Source organism: Rossellomorea sp. LJF3 (assembly GCF_037046045.1).
GTDB lineage: Bacteria > Bacillota > Bacilli > Bacillales > Bacillaceae_B > Rossellomorea.
This window is the reverse complement of record NZ_JBANLY010000011.1, coordinates 74,393-91,005: the sequence shown is the minus strand read 5'-3', so window position 1 is coordinate 91,005 and position 16,613 is coordinate 74,393. Positions and strand designations below refer to the sequence as shown.

The 16,613-nt window shown below is 48.3% G+C and carries 16 protein-coding genes; 3 read left to right on the top strand and 13 right to left on the bottom strand.

Annotated features, from left to right (window positions below):
• Positions 1–15: 15 nt before the first annotated feature.
• From V8G47_RS12205 to V8G47_RS12170, 8 genes are all read right to left on the bottom strand, one after another.
• On the bottom strand, positions 16–1,137 hold the full coding sequence (locus tag V8G47_RS12205; protein WP_336200357.1) for an NADH-dependent flavin oxidoreductase: 1,122 nt from the start codon (positions 1,135–1,137) through the stop codon (positions 16–18).
• Positions 1,138–1,281: 144 nt separating this feature from the next.
• Entirely contained in the window at positions 1,282–2,682 is a 1,401-nt protein-coding gene (rlmD, locus tag V8G47_RS12200) for a 23S rRNA (uracil(1939)-C(5))-methyltransferase RlmD (protein WP_336200356.1), read from the bottom strand.
• A gap of 15 nt (positions 2,683–2,697) precedes the next feature.
• Positions 2,698–3,567: a DNA-3-methyladenine glycosylase family protein gene (locus V8G47_RS12195; RefSeq protein ID WP_336200355.1), complete on the bottom strand. Its 870-nt coding sequence runs from the start codon at positions 3,565–3,567 to the stop codon at positions 2,698–2,700.
• A 110-nt stretch (positions 3,568–3,677) separates the two neighbouring features.
• Positions 3,678–4,451 (bottom strand): delta-lactam-biosynthetic de-N-acetylase, encoded by a 774-nt coding sequence (pdaA, locus tag V8G47_RS12190; protein ID WP_442970836.1) that lies wholly within the window; start codon positions 4,449–4,451, stop codon positions 3,678–3,680.
• Positions 4,452–4,623: 172 nt separating this feature from the next.
• The gene (locus V8G47_RS12185) at positions 4,624–5,196 is read right to left on the bottom strand and encodes a DUF4825 domain-containing protein (RefSeq protein ID WP_336200354.1); all 573 of its coding nucleotides are present in this window, start codon (positions 5,194–5,196) and stop codon (positions 4,624–4,626) included.
• A gap of 125 nt (positions 5,197–5,321) precedes the next feature.
• Positions 5,322–6,878 (bottom strand): fumarate hydratase, encoded by a 1,557-nt coding sequence (locus V8G47_RS12180; RefSeq protein WP_336200353.1) that lies wholly within the window; start codon positions 6,876–6,878, stop codon positions 5,322–5,324.
• A gap of 82 nt (positions 6,879–6,960) precedes the next feature.
• A complete protein-coding gene (locus tag V8G47_RS12175) occupies positions 6,961–7,407 on the bottom strand; it encodes a GNAT family N-acetyltransferase (protein ID WP_336200352.1) in 447 nt (148 codons plus the stop codon).
• Positions 7,408–7,594: 187 nt separating this feature from the next.
• Positions 7,595–7,777, bottom strand: coding sequence for an SE1561 family protein (locus V8G47_RS12170; RefSeq protein ID WP_034761313.1), 183 nt, complete (start codon positions 7,775–7,777; stop codon positions 7,595–7,597).
• Between the two features lie 116 nt (positions 7,778–7,893).
• Here V8G47_RS12170 and yfkAB point away from each other — a divergent pair, with 116 nt between their 5' ends.
• Positions 7,894–9,021 carry a radical SAM/CxCxxxxC motif protein YfkAB gene (gene yfkAB, locus V8G47_RS12165; RefSeq protein ID WP_336200351.1) on the top strand — a complete coding sequence of 376 codons (1,128 nt, stop codon included), beginning with the start codon at positions 7,894–7,896 and terminating at the stop codon, positions 9,019–9,021.
• A 237-nt stretch (positions 9,022–9,258) separates the two neighbouring features.
• Here the strand turns inward: yfkAB and V8G47_RS12160 are convergent, their stop codons facing one another.
• The 4 genes from V8G47_RS12160 to cax all read right to left on the bottom strand — a co-directional run bounded on the left by V8G47_RS12160 (position 9,259) and on the right by cax (position 14,269).
• Positions 9,259–9,435 carry a hypothetical protein gene (locus V8G47_RS12160; protein ID WP_336200350.1) on the bottom strand — a complete coding sequence of 59 codons (177 nt, stop codon included), beginning with the start codon at positions 9,433–9,435 and terminating at the stop codon, positions 9,259–9,261.
• Between the two features lie 106 nt (positions 9,436–9,541).
• Positions 9,542–10,384, bottom strand: a complete 843-nt coding sequence (locus V8G47_RS12155) for a YfkD famly protein (RefSeq protein ID WP_336200349.1) — start codon at positions 10,382–10,384, stop codon at positions 9,542–9,544.
• 232 nt (positions 10,385–10,616) lie between these two features.
• Positions 10,617–13,085, bottom strand: a complete 2,469-nt coding sequence (locus tag V8G47_RS12150; RefSeq protein ID WP_336200348.1) for a hypothetical protein — start codon at positions 13,083–13,085, stop codon at positions 10,617–10,619.
• Between the two features lie 125 nt (positions 13,086–13,210).
• Positions 13,211–14,269 (bottom strand): calcium/proton exchanger, encoded by a 1,059-nt coding sequence (gene cax, locus V8G47_RS12145; RefSeq protein WP_336200347.1) that lies wholly within the window; start codon positions 14,267–14,269, stop codon positions 13,211–13,213.
• Between the two features lie 87 nt (positions 14,270–14,356).
• Here cax and V8G47_RS12140 point away from each other — a divergent pair, with 87 nt between their 5' ends.
• Positions 14,357–14,770, top strand: coding sequence for a pyridoxamine 5'-phosphate oxidase family protein (locus tag V8G47_RS12140; protein ID WP_336200346.1), 414 nt, complete (start codon positions 14,357–14,359; stop codon positions 14,768–14,770).
• A gap of 66 nt (positions 14,771–14,836) precedes the next feature.
• Here V8G47_RS12140 and V8G47_RS12135 read toward each other — a convergent pair whose 3' ends face one another.
• Positions 14,837–15,220 (bottom strand): OsmC family protein, encoded by a 384-nt coding sequence (locus tag V8G47_RS12135; RefSeq protein WP_224521392.1) that lies wholly within the window; start codon positions 15,218–15,220, stop codon positions 14,837–14,839.
• A gap of 130 nt (positions 15,221–15,350) precedes the next feature.
• Here V8G47_RS12135 and V8G47_RS12130 point away from each other — a divergent pair, with 130 nt between their 5' ends.
• Positions 15,351–16,535, top strand: coding sequence for an MFS transporter (locus V8G47_RS12130; RefSeq protein WP_336200345.1), 1,185 nt, complete (start codon positions 15,351–15,353; stop codon positions 16,533–16,535).
• Positions 16,536–16,613: the final 78 nt, after the last annotated feature.

Genomic DNA, 16,613 nt, shown 5'->3' with positions numbered 1-16,613 from the left:
GACGTTTTTTTCATATTATACTCCAGGGAACCAGCCAGGAGTATTCACGATCGCATTCCATAACGGATCAGGAACGACCAATTCTTCCTGCTTTCCTTTGTCGATCTCCGTCACGATTTCATCTTCTTTTCCTTCTTTGATCTTTTTCAGCCAATCAGGATCGATGATGAGTTCGCGGCCGAGAGCCAGTAACGGGACGCCTGATGCGAACGCTTTATGGGCATCATCTGCAGAGTAGATGGAACCTACCCCGATCAATGGCGTACGGTCACCGATCGTTTCCAACAGATAATCCATTCTTGTTTTCTCGAGATCCTCCACGCCTTTTCTCGGCTTCGAGAAGAAATCGAACAGGGATACATGAAGGTAATCAAGATCCTTGTCAGCAAGGGTATCCACGAGGGTAAGGGTATCCCCCATCGTGAATCCATTGTCTTCCGGCTCCTCAGGTGAGAAACGGTATCCAACGAGGAATGATGGATCTGCATGCTCCGCAACCACACTCTTCACTTTGTCTACAATGGCTAGTGGGAACGTCATGCGATTTTCAAGGCTGCCGCCAAAACGGTCCTGTCTCTGATTGGTCATCGGTGAAAAGAACTGATGGATGAGGTAGCCGTTCGCTCCGTGAATCTCGACGCCATCATAGCCTGCTTCAATTGCGCGGCGGGTCGTCTCACCGAAAGCTTCGATGATAGTCTCGATTTCTGTTTCAGATAAGCCTCTCGCTTTCTTTTCTCCATTTTCACCCATTATGTCACTGGCACTCACAACATCCCCATCTGGAACCAGATCAGGCGGGCATTGTACACCTCCGTGGAAAATCTGGAGGACCGCTTTAGCGCCGCGATCCTTGATTCCTTTCGCCAATCGTTCTAGGCTTGGAATCATCTCATCGGAATCCCCGCCAAACTCACCGGGGAACCCCTTTCCATCTGGCGTTACGTATGTGCAGGCCGTAATCACCATGCTGACATCTTGAGAACGTCTCTCATAATAGGCAACTTCCGCATCCGTGACATTGCCTTTCTCATCCGATGAAAAATTTGTCATCGGTGCCATGATGATCCGGTTCTTTAATTCGACCCCGTTTTTAAATGTATAGGGAGATACTAACTCTTTATATTTGCTGTTCATGATTTTGCCTCCTTGTTGTTGTTCAAGGGACATCTTAATAGATGTATAACTATTTGAACAGACATCTGCTTGAGGATGTGCCTGCATGATCAAAAATGGGCATCCCTCGATTTTTGAGGGATGCCCTGATTTGCATTATAAAATCTATTTCAGAACCAGCTTCGCGACAACCTCCACATGCGCTGTCTGCGGGAACATATCCACCGGCTGCAAATATTCCACCCGGTACTGTTTCTTCAAGTAATCGATATCCTTCGCAAGCGTCGACGGGTTGCACGATACATATACGAATGTCTTCGGCTTCACTTCTTTTAGCGTATCCAGAAGCTTGTTGTCACAGCCGGTCCTAGGCGGATCGACCACGACGACATCGGGACGCCAGCCTTCGTTCTTCCATTTTGGCATGAGGGTTTCGGCACCGCCGACGAAGTATTCGGCATGCTCGACTCTGAATTTCTCCGCGTTCTTCTTCGCGTCCTCGATTCCTTCCTTGATGACGTCCATTCCACGGATTTCTTTCGCTCCGTCTGCAAGCCATAACCCGATCGTTCCGACTCCACAGTAGGCATCGACGACTTTTTCTTCACCAGTAAGGGCTGCCGCTTTCTTTGCTTCGTTATACAGCTTGCTTGTCTGGATCGGATTCAGCTGGAAAAATGCCCGTGCGGACAGTTCATAGGTGAACTCTTCCAGACGTTCTTCAATGCTTTCTTTTCCAGACAGATGGATCGTTTCGTCCCCGAAGACAAGAGCCGTTTTCTGCGGATTGATGTTTTGGGCAATGGAAACGACTTCCGGAAGGCGTTTCTGGATTTCCGAAATCAGCAATTCCTTGCGGGGGATTTTTTTCTCGGACGTCACAAGGACGACCTGAACTTCCCCTGTTTCAAACCCTACACGTGTCACGATCGTTTTCAGGATCGGCTTTTTCTTTTTATCATCAAAAACAGGGATGTTGAAGTCGTTGATGATCCGCTTGATTTCGTTTGTCACTTTGTTCGTGAGCGGGTGCTGCACGATGCACTCATCGATGTCGATCAGTTTGTTGGAATTCATGCTGTACAAGCCTGCAATGGCCTTGCCGTTTTGCGTCCCGACCTGGAACTGGCTTTTGTTCCGGTAGTGCCACGGGTTGTCCATGCCGATCGTCGGACGGATATCCATGTCTTCAAGCTTGAGCTTTGTATGGCGCTCAAGGGATTGAAGGAGGATATCACGCTTGGCGTCTAACTGTCCTTCGTAGGAGAGATGCTGAAGCTGACAGCCTCCGCATAGCTCATAGACCGGGCATGGCGCTTTCACACGCTGTGGTGACTTTTTCCGGATCTTTTGGATACGGGCTTCGGTGAATTTCGGGTGGACCTTGGTCACTTCCACAACCACTTCTTCCCCTGCCAGAGCCCCAGGTACGAAGACAATCTTGCGCTTGAAGAAACCGACTCCCTCCCCGTTGATGCCGATTTTCTTTATGGTCAGAGGAAACTGCTGTTTCAGCTCGATTTTCACTTCATTATGTTGTGGCTTTTTTGCATATTGTTTTTTCATTGGTTCACGTCCGTTCTATTCGATACTTCTCCATAAATACAGGGATGCATAGCTTAAATAAGGGTGCCAGGCTGCGCTGAATTCATCCAGCTCGTCCATGGTCGGCTTCTGTTCCATCTGGAATAATTGTTTGATGGCGTTTTGGATGCCGATGTCCGCTTTCGGGAAAAGATTCGGCCTTCCGAGCCCAAATAGGAGGAAGCTCTGTGCTGTCCAGGGTCCGATGCCGCGGATTTTTGTGAGCTCCTTGATGACCTCTTCGTCTGTTTGTTCCGCCAGTTGATTCAGGTCGAGTTCGCCGGTTGACACCTTCTGTCCAATTCCGATCACATACTCCGCTTTTCGCTGACTGAACTGGAGTTCCCTGAGTTCTTCCACTGTGAGTCCCGCTACTTTCTCCGGTGACGGGTAGAACCAGACTCCATCCTTTTCCCAGCCGTATGTGGTGACGAATCGATGGGTCAGGGTAAAGGCGAACTTCAGATTCAGCTGCTGATGGATGATGCTTTTAACGATGGTAGCGAAGGGATCGAACTCCAGGACGAGCGGTGTTCCGACATGCTCCTCAAAGATCGGCTTCAGGTCGGTTTCCAGGAAATGCGAGTGCATGTCATGGAGACCGGTTTGCCATTGAAAAATGTCTGAGATGCGGTTTTGTTTTGCTTCCAGATTTTCTTCATTTTCAAACGTGATCATGAATTCCGGCTCATCCGTTGTTCCCGTTGCCTGAATCTCGATCACCTCACCATTTTCACCGCCGAGATAATACGGGACCTTCACGCTTCGATTCTCCTGATCCACTGCATTCAACGGATCAAGCGCCAGCCTGTCCAGCACACGGTCAAAATCATACGGACCATCAACCTTAACATTCCTATCTGCCATTGTTCTCACCCTTCCGCACAAAACTTGTATGTGTATTATAGCACAAACAGAAGAGGGACGGACCTTCATTCCTAGGACCAAGTCCTAGGAATGAAGGTCCGTCCCTCTGATTATTTCATCATCGGATGCTCATCGAGGCTTTTGAATGTGTAGCCCCGCTTTTTGAGGTCCTGGATGGCTTTTTCGAGTGCGTCTGCGTTGTCTTTGGAGACGGAATGCAGGAGGATGATGGCACCGGGATGCGCCTGGGCCATGATGTTGTCATAAGAGTACTTCCACCCTTTTTGCTGATCGGTCTTCCAATCGATGAAGGCAAGGGACCAAAAGACGTGGGTGTAGCCTTCTTCTTTCGCGATTTGGAGCGTACGTTCAGAGAAGACGCCCCTTGGCGGACGGAGGTATTTCATTTCCTTTTGCCCCGTCAACTCTTTCGTCTTCACCTTCACTTTTTGGAGCTCTTCCCTGATTTTCTGATCGGAGCTTGCCGTGAAGTCCGGATGATGCCACGAATGGTTCCCGATGATATGTCCCTCTTTCACCATCCGCTTGACGAGATCCTCGGCACTGAGCAAATAGTGACCGGTCACGAAGAAGGTGGCAGGGACTTTTTCCTGCTTCAGTACATTGAGAATCTTTTCTGTATAGCCGTTTTCGTATCCGTTATCGAATGTGACGTAGAGCACCTTTTTATCCGGTGAGCCTTTATAAAAGGCATCGTACTTATCGAGCAGCTGATCATAGGCAGCGCCTGCTTCCGGCTGCACCTCATTTTGACTCTTTTTGAAACCCCAGCCGATCGGATTATTGGATACTGCATAAGCCTCTGCCGGTATGAGCAATACTAAGATTGCCGCTATGATCAACACTTTTAGTGATTTTCGCAAAATTGAACCCTTCTTTCCCTTGCATTTCCCTTAGTTTTTGAGAAGTGGAAGGATTCATGTGTACTAATAGTATCCAGAAATGGGTGTTTAGGCGTGGGTTTGATTTGAGTCCGGACCGAAACACAGCTTGGTTGGGTTGCTTTTACTTATTCAAAACCTAAGGTCCGTCCCTCTACTCAAAAAACGTCTGATACTTCGTTGCCATTTCGGTCAGTTTGCCTTCGTGTTCTTCGATGAAGGTGGAGACGGTTTTTCTGTCCCAGATGGCGTCGCCTTTTGGAAAGTCGCTGAATTCCTTTGAAAGACCTGCGACCATTTTATCCCTGGAGACGGATACCATCGATTCGTCGACGGTGAAATGATACTCTTTCGCATTCGGTACAAGGAGCGTCAGGTAGATAGCGTTGTAGTAAAAGTTCTTGCGGTTGACGTTGCTGCCGTCAAACCAGTACTCATTCACATCGTTTTCTGACATCTTCCCTTGTTTCTCATAGCCGTATGTCACCTTCACCATTTCACCGGAAAGATCGATTTCTTTGATTGTTTCAGCGCCCGGCAGCTCTTGGAGGATCGCCTGTACCTTCGAGTTATCTCCCACATAGGTTCCGCTATTTTCTTTTAACGTATCCACACTCACATCCTCAATGGACGTGATATCCGCTTCTTTTTCAGGATTGGCCGCACAGCCTGTTAAAAGAATCATCAAAGTAAGAATCAACATACCAAATAATTTATTAAAAATCATACTCGCCCTCCAACTCCTGTTTGTATGATATACGAATGAACGCGCGTTAAAGTTTCATCCTGATTTTAACATAAATAACCAATAAAAAAACCACCCCGCAGCATGGACGGGATGGTACCAATTTCTTATTTAAAAACCTTTTCCTTGAACTGAGCCAGCTTCTCCAAAGAAGATTTGTCGACTTCCGCATGAAGGCTGTTTCCGTGTGAATCCATCGTCACAACGGCCGTGAAGCCTTCTACATTCAAGTGCCACATCGCTTCCGGAATACCGAACTGCATCAGGTCGACACCGTCTACACCTTTGATGCAATCTGCGTAGTACTGAGCCGCTCCACCGATGGCATTCAAGTACACTCCGCCATGATCCTTCAAAGCGGCAAGGGTTTTCGGACCCATTCCGCCTTTTCCGATGACGGCACGGATACCGAAGCGCTTCATGATATCGCCTTGATAAGGCTCCTCGCGGATGGATGTTGTCGGGCCGGCCGCTTTCACGTGCCAGTTGCCTTCATCATCCTTCAGCATGACGGGACCACAGTGATAGATGATTTGTCCGTCGAGATCAACCGGTGCATCGTTTTCGCTCAGATGCTTGTGGATCGCGTCACGGCCCGTGTACATGCGGCCGTTGATGTGAACGACGTCTCCCACTTTGAGTTCACGGACTTTTTCTTCCGTGATCGGTGCTTCCAGGACCACCACATTCGGTTGTTCACCTGTTGAAGCCGCTGCCGTTTCAAGCTCGGCAACTGACCCTTCTGTCAGGTCGATCTTATCGCCTTCCTGATAGAACCACTCATCGACTCCACCTGTTGCCGGATCAAGCTTCACACCCAGACGACGGAACGCCCAGCAGTTATACGCAACGGATACGAAGAAGCTTGCCGGAATCCGGTTCATGACGCCCACTTTACAACCAAGGAGCGTCGTTTCCCCGCCGAATCCCATCGTACCGATTCCAAGCTCGTTGGCATGGTCCATCACATACTCTTCCAGCTTACGAAGATCTGCATTTGGATTCACGTCATCGACGGAACGGAATAATTGTTCTTTTGCCAGATCATATCCGGAAGAACGATCTCCACCGATTCCGACACCGATGAAACCGGCACTGCAGCCCTGCCCCTGTGCCTGATACACAGAATGCATCACGCATTTACGGATTCCGTCAAGGTCACGCCCGGCACGGCCAAGTCCTTCAAGCTCACAAGGAAGGCTGTACTGGATATTCTTATTTTCACAACCGCCGCCCTTTAAAATCAGGCGCGCATCGATATAATCCTTTTCCCACTGTTCGAACTTGATGACAGGCGTCCCAAGACCCAGATTGTCTCCAGAGTTGGCGCCCGTCAAAGAATCTACAGAGTTCGGACGGAGCTTCCCGTCCTTTGTAGCCTGTACCATGGCCGCATAGATCGCTTCCTTGATCTGGAGCTGATTCACGCCGACCGGTGTTTTTATTTTAAAAGTAGGAAGACCTGTATCCTGACAAATCGGGGATACATTGTCATCCGCCATCTTTACGTTATTTGAAATCGTGTCCAGGCTCATCGCTGCACGCGTGCCGGCGTTCTCACGGGCTTTCGCCGAGCGGATCGCACGTCTGACATCCTTCGGCAGATTCGTGGACGTTTCCACAATCAAATCGTACATACTTTGCTGTAATGTCTCTTTATTCATCGTTCTCCCCCTCTAAAGATCTCAAACAGTCTCAATTTTCATTCATTATTATACTCCTATAAGAATGAGATTGAAAGGGATTTCACAATGGAATTTCCTTCTCGAAATAACACGAAACCTCGTCTTCTTCCATATAGATGAACCCGTTGTTTTGGTAAAATTTGATGGCATCCGCCCACTGTTTATTTGTTTCGAGAACGAGTCGGTGTGCACCGAGGGAGTGTGCTTTTCCTTCGAGATATTGAAGCATGATGCGGCCGAGTCCACGTTTTCTGTATGGGGACAACACAGACATCCGTACAATCTGATAGGTGTCTTCTGACTCTTTCCGGATCGCTCCGGTGCAGATGATGTTCTCATTCTCTTTCCCTACAAAAAAATGATGCTGCGTACCGTCGTACTCTGTGGAAATATCATGAATATCAGGGTTCAGGGTGTGATCGATGAACCCGAACCGCTCAAGGAATCCGGAGAGGATCACCTCTTTCGCCTGTTCGCTTTGGTGCACTTCGATGGGTGTGATGATCATGGGGTGACGCTCCTTTAATAGATGGTTTTGTATTAAAGTTTGACGTTTCGGTGGGGAATTCCTGCTTGTGGATTCGGAGGGCATGGGATGGGGTTGGGATATCGACCGTTCTACAAAACACGACTAATTTCGCAACCGGCCCCCCAAGGTCCGTCCCTCAAAAAAATAAGAGCCCCATCCAGGACTCCTACTCACTTTTCTTAAATTGTTCGCATTTCACTTCTATATCATCGATCATGGCGATCAGGCGATCGATATCGTCAATGTCCGCTTGTTCAGGGTCGATTGAATCCAGCACGTCGACAAACAGGTTTAGGCGTTGTTTCAGATAGCTTACTTGTGAGTCTTTATCATTGATAGCTTTACCCAAGAGTTCTCTCTCCTTTCAATACGTTTACTATGGTAACCAATAACTTTGCGATTGACAAGGGCTCACCCTTTCTCAATAATGGATAGATGACCGAATCATAAAGGAGCTTTTACAAAATGAAAACTGATACTCTCTCCAAGAAAATGTCCATTGACCATGATCCTTGGGAGGCTTATTTAGATGTGGATGAGCATGGTGATATTACGCTCTCCAATATTGAATTCACCACCACAACCCTCTGCAATATGAGATGCGAGCACTGCGCCGTCGGATATACATTGTCACCGAAGGACCCGAGTGCCCTGCCCATTGAACTGATCCTCGGGAAACTCGACGATATCAAAACGCTCCGTTCCCTTAGTATCACCGGTGGGGAACCGATGATGTCGAAGAAATCCGTAGAAAATTATGTACTTCCATTACTCAAGTATGCACATTCCAGGGGCGTACATACCCAGATCAACTCGAACCTGACCCTGGACCTTGACCGCTACTTGATGATCGCCCCGTACCTCGATGTCCTGCACATCTCCCATAACTGGGGAACGATCGATCAATTCATCGATGTAGGATTTGCCAATATGGAACGGAAGCCAACGAGGGAGCAGCGCCGGAAGCTGTTTGACCGCATGATCGAAAACAGCCGTGCCCTTTCAGAACGCGGGGTCCTTGTCTCGGCAGAAACCATGTTAAATAAAAACACCCTGCCGTACCTGGAAAAGATTCATCGCCAGGTTGTCGATGAAATGAAATGCGGCCGTCACGAAATTCATCCTATGTATCCATCGGACTTTGCATCAAGCCTTGAGACTCTATCATTGGAAGAAACACGTGAAGCGATCCGGGATATCCTTAGGTTCCGCGATGAGAATGTATGGATGCTATTCGGCACTCTGCCATTTTATCCATGCAGTTCTTCACAGGAAGACTTGGATTTCCTGAAGGAACTGTACTCTGCGAAAAAAGTGAGCGTGAGGAATGACCCCGACGGCCGTTCCCGTCTGAACGTGAATATTTTCACCGGCGATGTCATCGTCACCGACTTCGGTGATACTCCGCCACTCGGAAATATCACTAAAGATACCCTGCCTGATATTTTCGAAAAGTGGAAAGGTCAGCCTCTCGCAAAAGAACTGAACTGCCACTGTCCCATGGCCCGCTGCCTCGGACCGAATGTACTCGTGAAGTCGATGTACTACAAGGATGTAGACTTTTCGAAGCGTGAAGCGAAGATTTCTCGATAAAATGAAGATGAAAGCTCGAATCTGTGATGGATTTGGGCTTTTTTTTTTGACGAATTCAATGCCAGGAGCGTGGAGTTCCATTTTCACACTTTAACATTCCAAATAGTGACCGCCATTGAAGGTCCGTCCCTCCATTCCACCACCAAAACCCTTATACAACGCCATTTCTCCATCTAAAACCAAGGTCCGTCCCTCCAACCACAAAAAAACACCACGGATCTACATCCGAAGTGTTTTTTATCCTATGGGTTTGCGGTCTCTGTTTGGGGTGGTGATTTTTTCGAGTGCCGGGTCCATGACGTTGTATTTTTGTTTCTTAAGTTCTGCATAGATTCTGGCTCTTCTGGCGCCGAACCATACGCGAAGTGTGATGAATGCCACCAGCAGGCCGCCGAATAGTAATAGATACTCCATGTAATCCCTCCTTTTAATTCAGAATATTCTAATTATTATAACATATTACCAGAAATAATAAAAGAGTGAAATTAGGATTTACCCGATTTCACTCTTTCTTAAACCTTTATCTTGGAGATTCGCTTGCCATGAATCCAAAGTGGACGTGATCCTGAACCGGAATCCAGGCTCCGACTCCCTGGGACGTCACGTTTTTGACGACAATGGAGCGCTTTGTTCCTTTCATGACGAGGTACACTTCCCCATATGTCACTTTTCCTTTTTCATTGATGGCTGGTGCATATGCATATAGATAGCCAAGTCGTTTAGGGGAGATGTTGTACACTTGATCTTTTTTTGTGCCTGCCCCCACGATGGTTTGGAAGGCGAGTGGCAATTTGGATTTATCCATGGCTTTGATGAGCATCATTTTCTCCACATCATCTGCATGGGGAACCTTTGCCGTGAGTCCACCTTTTACGACCTTCTGTGCTTCCTGGACGTAGTGAATTTGATAATTGGATTTCCCTCCGCGGTTATCAAAGTAATTCGTGTTGACCTTTTGATACTCCCAGTTCGGGGAGGTTTCCGTTGATGCATAATTCAGGGGCCATTCCCCAAGATAGATGGTGGCTCGAAGTCCGATCGTCGGTGCTTTATTGACCGTGGACTCGTTCAGCATGCGGATCAGGTTCGGGTTTTCAATCCTCACATTGGAGGTTTCGATCAGCTCCTGACTCCATTCGCTCGGTTGCAGATAAGGCTGATCCTGTGTAGAATTTGGATACGTATTTTCCTTGGCGATATTCAATACTGAGTTCGGGATCTTTACGCTCGAATCCCCGGTTGATTCCGGAGCTTTCTCCGTTTTTGGCTTCGTTTCCTTTTTAGGACTGGTTTGGGCGTGAATCCCTGTAGTTGCAACGAAAAATGCGAGTATGACCATAAGAGCAGTGCGCATTAGGTTCATGTATTTGACTCCTTTCAAGCATATAAGGGTGTGCCGTTAGTTTTTCCTAGAAGGGGCAGCTTATCCAAAAAACTTAATTAGAAAGAATATTTACAAAATTCACATTTTATTTTATACTAGCATTATTGAAGCGGGAACGTCCGAGCTTCTCCTACAAAGCAAATCGGCGTTTCCGATCATTTCTGCATTCCCTAAAAAAAGCCATGGAATCTCCTAAGATTCCATGGCTTTTTTAATCGTCATCCATTTTTTTCGAAGAACATGCAAGAATGGTGCAACCCGGATGGGAAACGATTCTCTTTCCCTTCCAAAAGATGAATGCCCTGATCGTGATGCACTCGGTCATACCGTGTTTTGGGGTGATGTCTGCTGAATAATTCCCGTCTTCATCGGGGATCGCAGGATTCGGTTTGATGATATTTTTCAAATGTTCTTCCAATACTTCGAAGTATACTTCGATCTGTTTCATATCATCACATTGCACTTTCCCCGTGAGGCACCCTCCCTTGCAGCTTACAATCACCGGAACGTTCAGAGATACACTGGGCTTCACATGTTCCTTGGATTCGACTGAGAAGTTTTCCGGTTCTGCAGGAAAGCTTCCATCTTCTGCATTTGAAGTCACTGTGAAATCACCAGTTGCATCTTCATGGGCTTTGTTTTCAGGAAGCGGACGCATCGATTCGACTTCCCCGTCGTCCCGAGGACCGCTGACACACTCTCCGCCCCCGCTGCCTTCACAGCAGTCAATCGGTTCCATTTCATCCACATCGTCCTCAGGATGCGGACACGTGCAATGAATCTTGATTGTTTTCTTCTCAACGATGATTTCCTTCCCCTCGATCAAGGCAGTTGCCTGGACCACCACTTTTTCTGATACATGGGAATCTGGGGTAAGCACTGCTTCATACTCCCCTTTTGCGTTCGTTTTGGTCTTATCGGGCGTGATGGTCGCAACTTCCGGGGTGACGTTCAGCTTGATCCCCACATTGGCGACGGGCCTTCCATTACAGGTGAATTTCCCGGTGATCGCTGCTCCTTCACATTCTACACATTCAGGTACATATAAGGTCAGCTTAGGCTTCTCGCATATGAGGCACCCGGCATAGACGAACACCATTTCCGAAACCGCTTTTCCACCTACCACAGCCGTCGCCGTAAATGGGACCTCCCGGAATGGGGTATTAGGAGGAACGAAGGCAAGGGTTGAAAATTCCCCGTTTTCATCAGTAGTGACAACCGCTGGCTTAAAGGTTAACACTGGACTTGAAAACGAGACCTCTTTATTCGTCAGTGGAAATCCTTCACATGAAAGACAGCCTGAAATGATCCCCTTACAATTCAGCTTTTTGTTCTCTTTGATATGAATCTTTGGATGCTTGCATCGACAATCGATGGTGACCTCCCGGGACGCGACGACCTGCTCACCTTCCACTGTGGCCGACGCTTTGATGATGATCGTTTCATGGACTCCCAGTCGCGGACAGAGCTCGGTGACATATCTGCCTTCTTCATCAGTAAACGCCGGGTTGGGATCGATTTTCACTGCATCGGGCTCCGAGGCCTTAACCGTAAACGAAATTCTGGCATGCTTAACAGGCGCTCCGTCGCAAGTCAGCCTTCCCGTCAATTTCGTGCCTTCGCACGTGACGGTTTCACACGGTACTTCAAGGGTCAACTTAGGCTTGCGGCACTTTTTGCATCCAGCTATGACGGTATCCGTGGCACTGATGGTCTTGCCATCGATCACGGCTGTCGCTGTATAGGAAGCGGTTTGAAACGGTGTCCCTTTCTTCACGGTGACAGGGGATGAAAATCTTCCGTTCTCATCCGTGACGGGGTTCGGTGTCTGGAATATCAGGATGGAGGAACCTGATAATGTGACCGGCACATTCGCCTGCGGGACACCATCACATGTGACTTTCCCTGAAATGGTTGAGCGGCAGTCGATCTTCTTCAACTTGTTCAGCTTGATGGCCGGATTCTTACATTTCACACATCGCACAGCCACTTCCCTTGTCTTCGAAACGACCTTTAATCCTCCGATTTTCGTCACGGCCGTGATGCGGATCGTTTCATCCACATCGGGAAAAGGAACCAGTGTCGCCGTGTATCTCCCGTCACTCTGTGTAATCGCGGGATTTGGGGTGATGACAATACGGTTGGAGGCGGATTCGATGATAAACGATATGGCTGCATTCCTGATTGCCTGGCCGTCACAAACAAGTCTGCCTCTGATCTGTGTTCCCTTGCAGCCGACCGGACAAGGAATCGGCTCGAGTGTCAGCACTGGATTTTTACATAGGATGCAATCCACCCTGACAAAAATCGTATCACTGATGGTCTTTCCGATCACGACAGCCGTTGCTGTAATCTGGACATTCGGTGTAATCGGTGTTCCGGGGGGCACGGTCACTCTCGTCGAAAAACGGCCCGTGCTGTCCGTGACCGGTGTGGGATCCTCAAAGACGAGACCCGCAAATGAAGAGTTAAGCGTAACCGTCACACCCTGAAGGGGCTGATAGTCGCACAGGACCCTTCCGCTGATGATGCCTTCGCAGCTGATGATGCCGATATCATCCAGTTGAATGGTTGGATTCGTGCATCCTTCGAAAGGAAAAATCCCTGGACATCCTCTCGGAGGTAAATCGATTTTACAATCAATGACTTTACCGTTCGTCGGTTTTTTCTTTTTTCTCATGCTACTCATTCCTTTGCACAAAAACTCTCCTGTTATCTTATTCAAGAATGAGTAGGCGGTTCTCACGGAATTGATTTTCCCACAAAAAGACCCGGCAGAAATCCTACCGGGTCTTACTATGACAACTATAGTAAATAAAATCCGATCCCCATGATGAAGTAAGCGGCCAGAAGGGTCAATCCTTCAAACCAATTCGTTTCCCCATCATTGGAAATGATCACTGTGAGCAGGACCGCAGACACCATTGCCACAAGTTCCGGTAACGTAAACACGAGTGACATGCTTTTTTCAAACAACAATGAAACCAGCACGAGTACCGGGGCGACGAACATGGCGACCTGCAGGGTGGACCCTACGGCGATTTCAACAGCGATATCCATCTTGTTTTTATACGCCATGATCACCGCTGAAGCATGCTCCGCCGCATTTCCTACGATCGCTACGATGATGACCCCGATGAAGAGCTCGCTCCAACCGAATGCTTCCCCTACTTCTTCAAATGTATGGACAAGGCGTTCCGATACATAAGCGACGGCAACAGTCGAGAGAGCGAGGATGAGTAACGCTTTCCCCTTCGTCCATTCCGGTTCCTCATCATGACCGTGGGCCGCTTCGCTGTTTTCACTCTGATACACACCGCGGTGCGTCACGAGTTTGAAGAACAGGGCGAAGAGATAAAGGAGGATCAAAATGATCGATATTCCGATGGAAAGGGTCATCGTCCTCCCTTCATTCATATCCATGGAGAATACTTCAGGAATCACGAAGGCCACGATGATTGCGAACATGAGGAGCCCTGAGTTATGGCGTGCATCGAACACATTGAACTTTTGACGCTTGAACTTCACGCCTCCGACAAAGAAGGACAAGCCTGCCACCAGGAGAAGATTCCCAAGGACGGACCCGGTCAGGGAGGCCAATACGACCCCGATCAAACCGGCCTTCAGCGCAAAAATGGATATGATCAGTTCCACGGCGTTCCCGAATGTGGCATTCAGAAGTCCGCCGATGCGGGGACCCGACACAACCGCCAGGCTTTCCGTCGCCCTTCCCATAAACGCCGCGAGGGCAATGATCGTGACGCAATAAATGACGAACATAATGACACTTGGCCAATGAAGCAAGGAACCGATCACCGAAACCGGCACCCCTGCAAAAACAAGCAGCGTAAATACTTTATTCACGTTTAGGACCCATCCTTTATAATAAATTTGGTTAAAACAGGCCTGTTTAGACACATTATAGATAGAACCCTATTAGGAGGAATATCCATGGCACAAACCTTAAAAGATAAAATAACAGAATTGTTTTCCCATCATAAGATCGGCACCCTTGCCACCATCCGTGACAACAAACCGTACTCTCGGTTTATGATGTTTGATCACGACGATCTTACTCTGTACACGGCAACCAACGAACATGCCCATAAGGCGGAAGACATTGCACAGAACCCTCATGTGCACATCCTCCTCGGCTATGACCGCGATTCCGATCATGAACATTATGTAGAAATCGAAGCTGAGGCGTCCGTCGAAGACTCACCGGAACTGAAATCAAAATTCTGGAAAGAGGAGCTCAAACACTGGATCGCAAGCCCCGATGATCCCGAATACCTGCTCCTCAAACTCACTCCCAAAACCATCCTCTACTACTCAAAACCCGGCAGCGAACCCGAGGAGCTGTAGGGACTTCTTGAGGGACGGACCTTTATTGCCAGGACCTGGAAATAGAGGTCCGTCCCTTGCATAACATTACCCCACCAACTCGAACGTTTCTTCAATCTTGATGCTGTCCTGCACCGATTGCACCATAGAGCAGTTCTTGCGTGTGAGCTTCATGGCTTTCTCGATCTTGGCTTCATCAAGGTCCGTCCCTCGGATCGTAAAGTGGAGGGAAATGGCTTCGACGCGGTTGGCTTCGTCTTCGTTGCGGGTGACGTCGGCTTTGATGTGGATGTCATCAAACTGGATGCGCATTTTTTCCAGTACTTTACGCAGTACGCCACCACTGCATACGGCAACTGATGACACCAGTAATTGAAATGGTCGGAAACCATACTCTTCGTTACCCGATACCTCCAGCTTCCCAAACCCTAAATCACTGTAAAATCCGCCTTCTTGCATTTTATATTCCATTTCTTCATCATTCCTTCCTTAATATGCTAGTAGATGTTTTGATTTTACTCTATTCCCCCCTTATTGCCAAACATTGAAATTGAGGGTACCATCAAAGAAGATATTTACTACGATTGGGAGTTTTGACAAAATGAATCAAACATTAGCCTTCCGTTTCAGGGTACTTGTCGGGATCGTCGCCATTTCCGGTTTCTCACAGGGAATGCTCCTTCCCCTCATCGCCATCATTTTCGAACAGGATGGACTGTCCTCTTCCCTGAACGGGTTGAATGCAACGGCCCTCTACATCGGAATCCTGCTCGCCTCACCATTAATGGAAAGACCACTGCAGAAAATCGGCTATAAACCGATGATCATCATCGGCGGAATCATCGTCGCCGTCTCGCTCTTACTATTCCCGGTCTGGAAGTCCTTCTGGTTCTGGTTCGCCCTTCGCCTTCTCATCGGGGTCGGGGATCACATGCTCCACTTTGCCACCCAGACATGGATCACGTCGTTTTCCCCGAAAGAACGCCGGGGACGGAACATCTCCATTTACGGGGTATCCTTTGGGATCGGATTCGCCGTCGGCCCGATGATGACGCAGCTCATCACGATCCATCAGGCCTTACCGTTCATCATTTCTGCCTTATTGAGCCTGACGGTATGGATGTTCGTGTTTCGCTTGCAAAATGAATTTCCCGAACAGCAGAACATCGGCAGCGCCTCGTTCCTAGGATCATTCCATCGATTCGGAAAGGTCCTTCAATATGCCTGGGTCGCCTTGCTGCCGCCTCTCGGTTATGGATTCCTGGAAGCTTCATTAAATGGGAACTTCCCTGTATTCGCCCTGCGAAACGGTCTCTCCATTGAAGCCGTGGCCATCCTCCTCCCTGCGTTTGCAGTGGGAAGCATCATCTCACAGGTGCCCCTTGGCATCCTGAGCGATAAATACGGTAGACAGAATGTCCTCCTCATCGTCATGATGATCGGCTTCCTTTGTTTCTCGGCTGCCGGAATCGTTTCTGAGTCCACAATCGGACTGTTCATTTGCTTCACGTTAGCCGGCATGGCCGTCGGATCGACGTTTTCCCTCGGCATCAGCTACATGACGGACCTTCTGCCAAAGGAATTACTTCCTGCCGGAAACATCATGTGCGGGATCTTCTTCAGCTTCGGCAGCATGATCGGTCCATTCATCGGCGGCATCACCATCGACTGGTTCAAAGGCTCAAGCTTCTTCTACCTGATCGCCTGCATGATGCTGATGATTTTCGTAAGCCTCCTTGTCTTTTCCCTGCAAAATAGGCGTGGAGAAATAACCCAGAATAACTAGCACAAAACCCTTCCCATCCTCATATACATGTGGTAGGATTAGATTATAATCATTACAAATTACAAACTTCATATACTT